Genomic DNA, 11,260 nt, shown 5'->3' on the forward strand with positions numbered 1-11,260 from the left:
GCGCTGATCTCACCCGGCTGATCAACAGCCCGGTGTTCTCCAGCGAGGACCAGGCGAAGGCCATCGCGGCGATCGCCGACAAGGCCGGGATCACCGGCCTCACCGGAAATTTCCTGCGCGTCGTCGCCCGCAACCGCCGGCTGTTCGCCATTCCCGGCATGATCAGGGCGTTCCGCCAGATATCAGCCGAACACCGTGGCGAGACCGCTGCTGAAGTGACGTCGGCTCACGCGCTGACGGCTGTCCAGCAGACCGAACTCAAGGCGGCGCTGAAGAGCGTTGCCGGCAAGGACGTGGCTATCTCCGTCACCGTCGATCCGTCGCTGCTCGGCGGGCTGGTGGTCAAGATGGGCTCGCGCCAGATCGATACGTCGCTCAAAACCAAACTCAATTCGCTCAAGCTTGCACTGAAAGAGGTCGGCTGATGGACATCCGCGCCGCGGAAATTTCCGCAATTCTGAAAGACCAGATCAAGAATTTCGGCAAGGAGGCCGAGGTCTCCGAAGTTGGACAGGTGCTGTCCGTCGGTGACGGTATCGCTCGTGTCTACGGCCTCGACAATGTCCAGGCCGGCGAGATGGTCGAATTCCCCGGCGGCATCCGCGGCATGGCGCTCAACCTCGAAGCCGACAATGTCGGCGTCGTCATCTTCGGCGCCGACCGCGACATCAAGGAAGGCGACATCGTCAAGCGCACCGGCGCCATCGTCGACGTTCCCGTCGGCCCAGGCCTGCTCGGCCGCGTCGTCGATGCGCTCGGCAATCCGATCGATGGCAAGGGTCCGATCAAGGCAGTCGAGCGCAAGCGCGTCGACGTCAAGGCGCCCGGCATCATTCCGCGCAAATCGGTGAACGAGCCGATGTCGACCGGCCTCAAGGCCATCGATGCGCTGATCCCGGTCGGCCGCGGCCAGCGCGAGCTGGTCATCGGCGATCGCCAGACCGGCAAGACCGCCATCATCCTCGACACGATGCTCAACCAGAAGTCGGTGCACGACAACGGCCCCGAGAAGGAAAAGCTCTACTGCGTCTACGTCGCCGTCGGCCAGAAGCGCTCGACCGTCGCGCAGTTCGTCAAGGTGCTGGAAGAGCGCGGCGCGCTCGAATACTCGATCATCATCGCCGCCACCGCTTCCGACCCGGCGCCGATGCAGTTCCTGGCGCCGTTCGCCGGCTGCACCATGGGTGAATATTTCCGCGACAACGGCATGCACGCGCTGATCAGCTATGACGATCTGTCGAAGCAGGCCGTCGCCTATCGCCAGATGTCGCTGCTGCTGCGCCGCCCGCCGGGCCGCGAAGCCTATCCGGGCGACGTGTTCTACCTGCACTCGCGCCTGCTCGAGCGCGCCGCCAAGCTCAACGACGATCTGGGCGGCGGGTCGCTGACCGCTCTGCCGATCATCGAGACGCAGGCCAACGACGTGTCGGCCTACATCCCGACCAACGTGATCTCGATCACCGACGGCCAGATCTTCCTCGAAACCAACCTGTTCTTCCAGGGCATCCGTCCTGCGGTGAACGTCGGTCTATCGGTGTCGCGCGTCGGCTCGGCCGCGCAGATCAAGGCGATGAAGCAGGTTGCCGGCTCGATCAAGGGCGAGCTCGCGCAGTACCGCGAAATGGCGGCCTTCGCGCAGTTCGGCTCGGATCTCGACGCTGCCACGCAGCGCCTGCTCAACCGCGGATCGCGCCTGACCGAACTCCTGAAGCAGCCGCAGTTCTCGCCGCTGAAGACGGAAGAGCAGGTCGCGGTGATCTTCGCCGGCGTCAACGGTTATCTCGACAAGCTGCCGGTCAACCAGGTCGGCAAGTTCGAGCATGGCCTGCTCAGCCACATGCGTGCGGCCGGCAAGGACGTTCTCGACGCCATCCGCAAGGAAAAGGCACTGTCGGACGATCTGCGCGCCAAGCTGAAGGCCGAGATCGACGCTTTCGCCAAGACCTTCGCCTGAGCGAAGCGACAAGACGGGATCAGGTTTGAAGCATGCCTTCATTAAAAGACCTTCGTAACCGTATCGCCTCGGTCAAGGCGACGCAGAAGATCACCAAGGCGATGCAGATGGTCGCCGCGGCGAAGCTGCGCCGTGCGCAAGAGGCTGCGGAAGCGGCGCGCCCCTATTCGGAGCGCATGGGTTCCGTGCTGGCCAACATCACCCAGGCGATCGGCGGCGGTGGCGATGCCCCGGCGCTGATGACCGGCACCGGCAAGGATGATGTGCATCTGCTCGTCGTCTGCACCGCCGAGCGCGGCCTGTGCGGCGGCTTCAATTCGCAGATCGCCCGTCTTGCCCGCGACCACATCCGCAAGCTTTTGGCCGACGGCAAGCAGGTCAAGATCATCTGCGTCGGCAAGAAGGGTTTCGACATCCTGCGCCGCGACTACGCGTCGCTGATCATCGATCGCGTCGATCTGCGCGAGGTCAAGACACTCGGTTTCGTCAATGCCGATGCCATAGCCAAGAAGGTCATCCATCTCTTCAACGAGGGCGGCTTCGACATCTGCACGCTGTTCTATTCGCAGTTCAAGTCTGTGATCAGCCAGATCCCGACCGCGCAGCAGATCATTCCGGCGGGCGTTGCTTCGGCTCAGGCGGAAGTGACGGATGGCGGCAACGCTGTCTATGAATACGAACCGGAGCCGGGCGAAATCCTCTCCGATCTCATTCCGCGCAACATCTCGGTGCAGGTTTTCCGGGCACTGCTCGAAAACGCGGCCGGCGAGATGGGCGCCAAGATGAGTGCCATGGACAATGCGACGCGCAACGCCGGCGAGATGATCAACAAGTTGTCGATCACCTATAACCGCCAGCGGCAGGCGCAGATCACCAAGGAACTGATCGAAATCATTTCGGGCGCCGAGGCGCTCTAGGCGCGGTCCACGGGTTTTTTGCCCGCGACCGGACCGCGTGAGAAACAAAGGACGAAAAAGGGTAAAGACGATGGCGAAAGCAGCGACCCCCCAGAAGGCAGCCCCCAAGGCCGCAGCCGCGAAGGCAGCAGCCCCCGCGAAGGCGGCAAAGGCTCCAGCAGCAGCCGCGAAGGCGGCCCCGGCCAAGGCAGCAGCACCGGCGAAGGCCGCAGCTGCCAAGACATCGGCAGTGGCCAGCAAGGCAACCGGCGTTGTCGGCAAGGTCCGCCAGGTCATCGGCGCCGTCGTCGACGTGCAGTTCGGCGATCACCTGCCGGCGATCCTGAACGCGCTCGAGACGACCAATGTCGGCAACCGTCTGGTGCTCGAAGTCGCCCAGCACCTGGGTGAAAACACCGTGCGCTGCATCGCCATGGACTCGACCGAAGGTCTGGTTCGCGGCCAGGAAGTGCGTGACACCGGCGCGCCGATCACCGTGCCGGTCGGCCCGGGCATGCTCGGCCGCATCATCAACGTCATCGGCGAGCCGGTCGACGAAGAAGGCCCGGTCGACGCGATCGAAATGCGCTCCATCCACCAGCCGGCTCCGACCTATGTCGAGCAGTCGACGGAAGCACAGATCCTGATCACCGGCATCAAGGTGCTCGACCTCCTGGCTCCCTACGCCAAGGGCGGCAAGATCGGCCTGTTCGGCGGCGCCGGCGTCGGCAAGACCGTGCTGATCCAGGAACTGATCAACAACATCGCCAAGGCGCATGGCGGCTATTCGGTGTTCGCCGGCGTCGGCGAGCGCACCCGCGAAGGCAACGATCTGTATCACGAGTTCATCGAATCCGGCGTCAACAAGAAGGGCGGCGGCGAAGGCTCCAAGGCCGCGCTCGTCTACGGCCAGATGAACGAGCCGCCGGGCGCGCGCGCCCGCGTCGGCCTGACCGGCCTGACGGTTGCGGAGTATTTCCGCGACCAGGGCCAGGACGTGCTGTTCTTCGTCGACAACATCTTCCGCTTCACGCAGGCGGGTTCGGAAGTGTCGGCTCTGCTTGGCCGTATCCCGTCGGCGGTGGGCTATCAGCCGACGCTCGCCACCGACATGGGCGCGTTGCAGGAACGCATCACCACCACCACCAAGGGCTCGATCACGTCCGTGCAGGCGATCTACGTGCCCGCCGACGACTTGACCGATCCGGCGCCGGCGACCTCGTTCGCCCACCTTGACGCGACCACGACGCTGAACCGCGCCATCGCCGAAAAGGGCATCTATCCGGCGGTCGATCCGCTGGATTCGACCTCGCGCATGCTCGACCCGCTGGTCGTCGGCGACGAGCATTACGGCGTCGCGCGCCAGGTGCAGTCGATCCTCCAGCGCTACAAGTCGCTGCAGGACATCATCGCCATCCTGGGCATGGACGAGCTGTCGGAAGAAGACAAGCAGACCGTGGCCCGCGCCCGCAAGATCGAGCGCTTCCTATCGCAGCCCTTCTTCGTCGCCGAAGTGTTCACCGGCGCGCCGGGCAAGCTGGTCGACCTCGCCGACACCATCAAGGGCTTCAAGGGCCTCTGCAACGGCGACTACGATCACCTTCCGGAAGCTGCCTTCTACATGGTCGGCGGCATCGAGGAAGCGGTCGAGAAAGCACAGCGCCTCGCGGCTGAAGCGGCGTAATCAAGCGAATAGCGAATAGGGAGTAGCGAATAGGGAATATGGGCCGGCGAATTCTTCTTCTGACTACTCGCTGCTCGCTATTCGCTATTCGCTAAATTGATCATGGCTGAAGCTTTCAAGTTCGAACTGGTCTCGCCGGAGCGCCTGCTTGTTTCCGAGCAGGTTGAATCCGTCGTCATTCCGGGCGCCGAAGGCGAGATGACCGTGATGGCGCATCACGCGCCGGTCATGACCACGATCAAGCCGGGTGTCGTCACCGTGAAGACCGCAGCGGGCGGCGAAGAGCGCTATGTGGTGTTCGGCGGCTTCGCCGACATCGTTCCGGCCGGCTGCACGCTGCTGGCGGAATCGGCTGTCGCGGTGAAGGATGTCGACCGCGCCGATCTCGCGCGCCGCATCCAGGAAGCCAAAGAAGACGCCACTGATGCCAAGGACGACGAGGCTCGCAGCAAGGCGGAACAGTTCCTTAGCCAGCTCACCACGCTGGAAGGCGCCATCCTGCCGGCTTGAAATTCGGTTCGATGAAAGAGTAAAAAGCGGGGCCTTGCCTCGCTTTTTTGTTTAAATGCCCAAGGCTGCGAAAGCCAATGTCGGGCCGTCTCGTCGCAGGTGGACGAGATGCACGGCCACGAGCTCGATCAAGGTCTGGCGCTCGGCATGGTCCTTGGCGAAGCCGGCGAGGTCGAACACAGCGGTCACGGTTTCGTTCGCCGGCAGTTGCTCGCCCAAAAGTGCCGTCAACGCCGCGTCGAGCGGGTCGGTGAAATGGCCCTCCGGCAAGGTTTTTCCTCGTGCGGCGCAAGCAGCGATCCAGGCAGCCACCACCAACGTGAGATGGACCAGCTCGGTACCGGCTTCTAGACATTCGATGGCGGAAGCGACGATGCGCTGCGGCAATTTCTGGCTGCCGTCATTGGCGATCTGAGCCGTACGGTGGGCAAGTGCAGTGTTGGAAAAACGCTCAGCGAGCTCCGCGGTGTAAGCGCTCGGGTCGAGCCCGGCATCCTCGGGCAGGGTCGGGATGGCTTCCGCCCACAATGCATCGACGAATTGCCGGATCGCCGGGTCGGCGAAGGCGCGGTCGACGGTGGCATGACCGCTGAGCAGGCCAAGATAGGCGATGGCCGAATGCGAGCCGTTGAGCAGCCTGAGCTTCATGTCCTCGAACGGGCCGACGTCGCGAACCATGGTGACGCCGAACTGTTCCCAGTCCGGGCGGCCCGCTGGGAAATTGTCTTCGACCACCCATTGGCAGAACGGCTCGGTCATGACAGGCCAAGCGTCCTCGGCACCGAGTTCTTCAGCGATCCGCGCCCGATCGGCATCGGTGGTTGCCGGCACGATGCGGTCGACCATGCTTGAAGGAAAGGCGACCTGATGGGCGATGTGATCGGCAATTCCGACATCATTCGATTGGGCGAGCCCGGCATCTCGCAACTGGGCGAATTCAACCAACAGCCGATGCAGCGTGGCGCCGTTGGCCGGCAGATTGTCGCAACAGAGCACGGTAAAGGGCGGCGTGCCGGCGGCGCGTCGCCGGGCAAGCGCCTCGGTCAGGAAACCATGCGCTGTCTTCGGCATCTGCGGATTGGCCAGATCATGGGCGATATCGGGATGAGCAGCGTCCAATCCGCCGCCAGCCGCCCTCAGATAGGCCTTTTCGGTGATCGTAAGCGTGACGATGCGGGTGCGCGGATCGGTCAGCGCGGCCAGTACCGCGCCCGGATCCTCCGGCGCCACCAGCATCGCGGTAATCGAGCCGATGACCTGAAGTTTTTCGGTTCCACTGCTTCTGATCGCCAGCGTGTAGAGCCCATCCTGCGGCGTGAGTGCGTCGCGCGTGTCGGCGCTGCGCAGCGAAACGCCTGTTATGCCCCAATCCGTCTCGCCGGCCGCCAGGCAATCGTCGACATAGGCGGCCTGGTGGGCGCGATGGAAGGCGCCGACGCCAAGATGCACGATGCCCGGGACGATGCGGCTGCGATCATACGAAGGCGTCGCGATCGAAGCCGGCAGTGCGCGCAACGTCTTCGTGGAAAGGCGTTCGGTCGTCGTGGTGCGACTGGTCTGGTCGGATGACATGAGTGGCCTCGGCAGGGATCGGCAAAGCGGCGTAACATTCGATTTCCCGCCACACAATGGGCCGAAAAGTCATCATACAACAACCTAATTTTTGTATGTTGACATTATTTCTTGCCGCCCCTACCGATAGCGGCCCTGGGAGGATTGCCGTGCCACTGACCGATGCGGATCTGCTGTTTCCCGCCGATGCGCATTCGCGCTCGGTTGCCCGCGATCTCTATGCCGGGATCAAGGACCTGCCCCTGGTCAGCCCGCATGGCCACACCGATCCGCGTTGGTATGCGCTGAACGAGCCTTTTCCGGATCCGGCGCAACTGCTCATCGTTCCGGATCACTACATTTTCCGCATGCTGTTCAGCCAAGGCATCCGCCTTGAGGATCTCGGCGTGGCGACGCTGGACGGCGCGCCGGTCGAGACCGACGGCAGGGCGATCTGGCGGCTTTTTGCCGAGCACTATTATCTGTTTCGGGGTACACCGACCCGGCTGTGGTTCGATCATGTGCTTGCCGATCTGTTCGGCATCGACGAGCCGCTGACCGCAGCGACCGCCGACCGCCACTACGACGCCATCGCGACGCTGCTGCAGTGGGAGAATTTCCGCCCGCGCGCCCTGTTCGAGCGCTTCAACATCGAGGTCATCGCGACCACCGAAGGCGCGCTCGACGATCTCAAATGGCACCAGATGATCCGCGACAGCGGCTGGCAGGGCCGTGTGGTCACCGCTTATCGCCCCGACGCCGTCGTCGATCCCGACTTCGAGGGGTTTTCAACCAATCTCGACCGGCTCGGCGAGATCACCGGCTGCGACACCGGCAGCTGGGCAGGCTATCTCGATGCGCATCGCCAGCGGCGCGCCTTCTTCAAAAGCTTCGGCGCGACCTCGTCCGACCATGGCCATCCGACGGCCGAGACCGCCAATCTTTCGGATGCTGCAGCGCAGGAGCTGTTCAATCGCGTTCGCCGTGGCTCCGACGACGAGCGCGAACGGAAACTGTTCCGCGCCCAGATGCTGACCGAGATGGCCAAGATGAGCCTCGACGACGGGCTGGTGCTGCAGATCCATCCCGGCTCCTGGCGCAATCATTCGTCGGCTGTTTTCCAAAAATTCGGCCGCGACAAGGGTTTCGATATCCCGACCCGGACCGACTATGTGACGGCGCTGAAGCCACTGCTCGACTGCGTCGGACTTGAGCGCGACCTCACAATCGTTCTCTTCACGCTCGACGAAACAAGCTATGCGCGCGAACTGGCGCCACTCGCCGGTGTCTACCCGGCGCTGAAGCTCGGGCCGGCCTGGTGGTTCCACGACAGCCCGGAAGGCATGCGGCGCTTCCGCGAGATGACCACCGAGACCGCCGGCTTCTACAACACCGTCGGCTTCAACGACGACACCCGTGCCTTTCCCTCGATCCCGGCGCGCCACGATGTGGCGCGGCGGGTCGACTGCGCGTTCCTGGCGCGTCTCGTCGCCGAGCATCGGCTGCGCGAGGACGAGGCGCATGAGCTGGCGCGGGAGCTTGCCTATACACTTGCGAAAAAGGCCTACCGGCTCTGAGCCGGGCGTTTTGGTTTTCATAGGGAGGAAGTCATGTTGCATCTTTCGAAATTGACGGCAGTTACATTCGTTTTCGGCTCGTTGCTGGTCGGCATCGCCAACGCCGAAACCGTGCTGCGGTCGTCCGATACCCATCCCGACGGCTATCCAACCGTCGAAGCGGTCAAATATATGGGCGAGCTGATCAAGCAGCGCACCAATGGCCGCTATTCGGTCGAGGTCTATCATTCGGCGCAGCTCGGCGAGGAGAAGGACACGATCGAGCAGACGCAGACCGGCGTCATCGATCTCAACCGCGTCTCGATGGGGCCGTTCAACGGCATCGTTCCGCAAACCGCGGTGCCGTCGCTGCCCTACATGTTCCGCTCCGTCGAGCATATGCGCCATGTCATGGACGGGCCGATCGGGGACGAGATCCTGAAAGCCTTTGAGACTCACGACCTTGTCGGTCTCGCCTTCTACGATTCCGGGGCACGCTCCTTCTACAACACCAAGAAGGACATCACCTCGATGGCCGACATGAAGGGCATGAAGTTCCGCGTCATCCAGTCCGACGTGTTCGTCGACATGGTCAATGCGTTGGGCGCCAACGCCACGCCGATGGCCTATGGCGAGGTCTATTCGGCTTTGCAGACAGGCGTCATCGACGGCGCCGAGAACAACTGGCCGAGCTTCGAATCCGCCAAGCATTTCGAGGTCGCCAAGCATTACACGCTCGACCAGCACCAGATCGTGCCCGAGGTTCTGGTGATGTCGAAGGCGAGCTGGGACAAGCTCGCCCCGGAAGACCAGGCGATCGTGCGGCAGGCGGCCAAGGACAGCGTCGTCAAGATGCGTGAATTGTGGGACGCGCAGGAGAAGAAGTCGCGCGACATCGTCGAGAAAGCCGGCGTCAAGGTCAGTGAGATCGACAAGCAGCCGCTGATCGATGCGATGAAGCCGGTCTACGAGAAATATCTCTCGACCCCCGAGTTGAAAGATCTCGCCGCGCGCATCCAGGCGACCAAATAATCCGTTCGCGGCAATGGTGGCGCGAGCTTGCGCGCCACCGTCCAGTGGGAAGCGCGCATATGAAACCATTCTGGCTGGCAATAGAACGGCTGCTGTCACGGCTGGCGAGGCTTGCGCTGTGGGTCAGCGGCATCGGCCTGACGCTGATGACGGTGATCATCTTCTGGCAGGTGTTCTCACGCTATGTGCTCAACAGTTCGCCAAGCTGGACGGAACCCTTCTCGGTGATTTTGATGGGGTGGTTCATCTTTTTGGGCGCGGCCGTCGGTGTCCGCGAACGCACGCATCTGGGCTTCGATGTGCTGCTCTATTTCCTGCCGCCCGCCGCAAAGGCGGTACTGCGCAGCATTTCGGATGTCGTCGTGCTCGCCTTCGGTCTCGGCATGATCGTCTACGGCGCCCAGCTCACCCGGCTGACATGGAACACGGTGATGCCGTCTCTCGCTTTCCCGGGCGGCGTCAGTTTCCTGCCGGTCATCCTGGGCGGCGCGCTTGTCTGCCTGTTTTCGCTCGAGCGGCTTGCCGGGCGGTTTGCCGGACTGCCGGTCGATGCCGATCAGTACGCCACGGGCGAGGAGGGTCTCTAGATGGCATTGACGGTTCTGTTCGGCACCTTCGTCTTTCTTCTGATCATCGGCACACCGATCGCCTTCTGCCTCGGTGTCGCCAGCTTCGCCACGGTTCTGGTGCTGGGGCTGCCGCCGCTGGTGGTGTTCCAGCGCCTCAACTCCGGTGTCAGCGTGTTTTCGCTGATGGCCATCCCGTTCTTCATCTTCGCCGGTGACCTGATGGTGCGCGGCGGCATTGCCGCTCGCCTTGTTGCGCTCGCCGGGGCGTTGGTCGGCCACCTGAGAGGCGGGCTCGGCCAGGTCAACATCGCCGCCTCGACCATGTTCGGCGGCATTTCCGGCTCGGCGGTGGCCGATGCCTCGGCGGTCGGCGGGCTGATGATCCCGCAGATGAAGGCGCGCGGCTACGGCGTCGATTATGCTGTCAACATCACTTCGGTCGGCGCCATCATTGCGCTGCTGATACCGCCTTCGCACAACATGATCATCTATTCGATTTCGGCCGGCGGCCGGATCTCGATCGCTGATCTGTTCACCGCCGGCATCATACCGGGCCTGCTGCTGGCGCTATCTCTGATGGTCACGGCCTATTGGGTCGCCAGCCGCCGCGCCTATCCGACCGAGCCGTTCGCCGGCTTCGGCAGGGCGCTGCAATTGCTCGTTGCCGCAATTCCCGGGCTGATCCTGATCGGCATCATCTTCGGCGGCGTTCGCTCCGGCGTCTTCACCGCCACCGAAAGCTCCTGCATCGCCATCGTCTATGCTTTCCTGGTGACCCTGCTGATCTATCGCTCCATGAGCTGGAACGACTTCGTCACCGCGACCACCGCTGCCGTGCGCACAACCGCAATGGTGCTGATGATCATCGGCTGCGCCGCCGCCTTTGGCTGGCTGCTGGCCTATCTCCGGGTGCCGGCCGCTCTGGTCGCCTTCCTGCAGTCCGTATCCGACAACAAGCTGGTCATCTTGCTGTTGATCAACGTCGTGCTTCTCATCCTCGGCACGTTCATGGACATGTCGCCGCTGATCATCATCACCACGCCGATCTTCCTGCCGGTGGTCATGGCCTACGGCGTCGATCCGGTGCATTTCGGCGTGATCCTCATTCTCAATCTCGGCATCGGCTTGTGCACACCGCCGGTGGGGGCAGTGCTGTTCGTCAGCTGTGCGATCGGCCGGATCCCGATCTGGACGGCGATGCGTTCGATCTGGCCATTCTATGGGGCGGCTTTCGCTGTGTTGATGCTTGTCACCTACGTGCCGGAAATTTCGTTGTGGTTGCCGCACCTGTTCCACTAGAGCAGTTCACGGGAACGGCGAACTGCTCTAACCCTTTGTTTTGACGCAATTCCGGACGGAAACCGTTTCACATTTTTCCTGGAATTGCTTTAGGAGACCATCACGTGTCCGCTGCATCCGCCGATCTCAGGGTCGAGAGAAAACCCAAGCTGTCGGAGACCGTCGTTGCGGCGATCCGCAAGCAGCAGCCGCTCGAATTCGAAGAAGGC

The 11,260-nt window shown here is 62.9% G+C and carries 10 protein-coding genes; 9 read left to right on the plus strand and 1 reads right to left on the minus strand.

What is annotated here, in order from left to right; translation table 11 throughout:
- From ENZ74_RS09060 to ENZ74_RS09080, 5 genes are all read left to right on the plus strand, one after another.
- The coding region (locus ENZ74_RS09060) for a F0F1 ATP synthase subunit delta (RefSeq protein ID WP_127312738.1) at positions 1-425 on the plus strand (425 nt) is incomplete at its 5' end.
- The gene (gene atpA / locus ENZ74_RS09065; protein ID WP_013529036.1) at positions 425-1,954 is read left to right on the plus strand and encodes a F0F1 ATP synthase subunit alpha; all 1,530 of its coding nucleotides are present in this window, start codon (positions 425-427) and stop codon (positions 1,952-1,954) included. The genes ENZ74_RS09060 and atpA, both read left to right, overlap by 1 nt.
- A gap of 32 nt (positions 1,955-1,986) precedes the next feature.
- Positions 1,987-2,871, plus strand: coding sequence for a F0F1 ATP synthase subunit gamma (locus ENZ74_RS09070; RefSeq protein ID WP_013529037.1), 885 nt, complete (start codon positions 1,987-1,989; stop codon positions 2,869-2,871).
- Positions 2,872-2,941: 70 nt separating this feature from the next.
- Positions 2,942-4,534 carry a F0F1 ATP synthase subunit beta gene (atpD, locus tag ENZ74_RS09075; RefSeq protein ID WP_027163462.1) on the plus strand — a complete coding sequence of 531 codons (1,593 nt, stop codon included), beginning with the start codon at positions 2,942-2,944 and terminating at the stop codon, positions 4,532-4,534.
- Between the two features lie 102 nt (positions 4,535-4,636).
- The gene (locus ENZ74_RS09080) at positions 4,637-5,044 is read left to right on the plus strand and encodes a F0F1 ATP synthase subunit epsilon (protein ID WP_013529039.1); all 408 of its coding nucleotides are present in this window, start codon (positions 4,637-4,639) and stop codon (positions 5,042-5,044) included.
- A 51-nt stretch (positions 5,045-5,095) separates the two neighbouring features.
- Here the strand turns inward: ENZ74_RS09080 and ENZ74_RS09085 are convergent, their stop codons facing one another.
- Positions 5,096-6,616, minus strand: a complete 1,521-nt coding sequence (locus tag ENZ74_RS09085; RefSeq protein WP_063169452.1) for a mannitol dehydrogenase family protein — start codon at positions 6,614-6,616, stop codon at positions 5,096-5,098.
- Positions 6,617-6,711: 95 nt separating this feature from the next.
- On the opposite strand from ENZ74_RS09085, the gene uxaC reads away from it, so the two are divergent.
- Genes uxaC through ENZ74_RS09105 form a run of 4 tightly spaced genes read left to right on the plus strand, consistent with a single transcriptional unit; the run spans position 6,712 to position 11,051 of the window.
- A complete protein-coding gene (gene uxaC / locus ENZ74_RS09090) occupies positions 6,712-8,172 on the plus strand; it encodes a glucuronate isomerase (protein ID WP_063169451.1) in 1,461 nt (486 codons plus the stop codon).
- A gap of 33 nt (positions 8,173-8,205) precedes the next feature.
- The gene (locus tag ENZ74_RS09095; protein ID WP_024504231.1) at positions 8,206-9,183 is read left to right on the plus strand and encodes a TRAP transporter substrate-binding protein; all 978 of its coding nucleotides are present in this window, start codon (positions 8,206-8,208) and stop codon (positions 9,181-9,183) included.
- Positions 9,184-9,242: 59 nt separating this feature from the next.
- The gene (locus tag ENZ74_RS09100) at positions 9,243-9,770 is read left to right on the plus strand and encodes a TRAP transporter small permease (protein WP_013529043.1); all 528 of its coding nucleotides are present in this window, start codon (positions 9,243-9,245) and stop codon (positions 9,768-9,770) included.
- On the plus strand, positions 9,771-11,051 hold the full coding sequence (locus tag ENZ74_RS09105) for a TRAP transporter large permease (protein WP_013529044.1): 1,281 nt from the start codon (positions 9,771-9,773) through the stop codon (positions 11,049-11,051).
- Positions 11,052-11,260 lie beyond the last annotated feature (209 nt).

The organism is Mesorhizobium sp. M7A.F.Ca.CA.002.15.2.1 (assembly GCF_003998715.1).
Lineage (GTDB): Bacteria > Pseudomonadota > Alphaproteobacteria > Rhizobiales > Rhizobiaceae > Mesorhizobium > Mesorhizobium ciceri.

Excerpts from the sequence above, each read along its gene's own strand:
- ENZ74_RS09070 (WP_013529037.1), top strand. The coding sequence starts at position 1,987 with ATGCCTTCATTAAAAGACCTTCGTAACCGTATCGCCTCGGTCAAGGCG.
- uxaC (WP_063169451.1), top strand. The coding sequence starts at position 6,712 with ATGTTGACATTATTTCTTGCCGCCCCTACCGATAGCGGCCCTGGGAGG.
- ENZ74_RS09100 (WP_013529043.1), top strand. The coding sequence starts at position 9,243 with ATGAAACCATTCTGGCTGGCAATAGAACGGCTGCTGTCACGGCTGGCG.
- ENZ74_RS09105 (WP_013529044.1), top strand. The coding sequence starts at position 9,771 with ATGGCATTGACGGTTCTGTTCGGCACCTTCGTCTTTCTTCTGATCATC.
- ENZ74_RS09085 (WP_063169452.1), bottom strand. The coding sequence starts at position 6,616 with ATGTCATCCGACCAGACCAGTCGCACCACGACGACCGAACGCCTTTCC.
- atpD (WP_027163462.1), top strand. The coding sequence starts at position 2,942 with ATGGCGAAAGCAGCGACCCCCCAGAAGGCAGCCCCCAAGGCCGCAGCC.
- atpA (WP_013529036.1), top strand. The coding sequence starts at position 425 with ATGGACATCCGCGCCGCGGAAATTTCCGCAATTCTGAAAGACCAGATC.
- ENZ74_RS09080 (WP_013529039.1), top strand. The coding sequence starts at position 4,637 with ATGGCTGAAGCTTTCAAGTTCGAACTGGTCTCGCCGGAGCGCCTGCTT.
- ENZ74_RS09095 (WP_024504231.1), top strand. The coding sequence starts at position 8,206 with ATGTTGCATCTTTCGAAATTGACGGCAGTTACATTCGTTTTCGGCTCG.